Raw genomic sequence first — 279 nt, forward strand, 5'->3', positions numbered from 1 at the left:
GCTCGAACACGGGGAGGATGGTATCAAGCCGTGGCGTATTCCTTACATGGATTACGAGCTGTATCCGCCTGGGGGAATCGATGGCAAAGCCGAGATATGTGCCGGTGTTCGCCTGCGGCTGCGGACGGACTCTACCGAGGTGGCCGTATCTTTTGCACCGCTTGCGGACGCCGCCGCCATGGATTGCGTTGTAGAAGGTAGACTATGCCAGACGCTCAGCCTGTCCGGCGGAGCAACAGAAGCCTTGTTCAGCGGACTTAAGGACGGAATCAAGGATGT

Annotated in this window: 1 pseudogene; it reads left to right on the forward strand. The window is 58.1% G+C overall.

The features are described from left to right. Window positions 1–279, forward strand: a pseudogene (locus tag CF394_RS16230) (SGNH/GDSL hydrolase family protein); the annotation flags it as partial.

This window comes from Tetzosporium hominis, assembly GCF_002265435.1.
Classification (GTDB): Bacteria; Bacillota; Bacilli; order Bacillales_A; family Planococcaceae; genus Chryseomicrobium; species Chryseomicrobium hominis.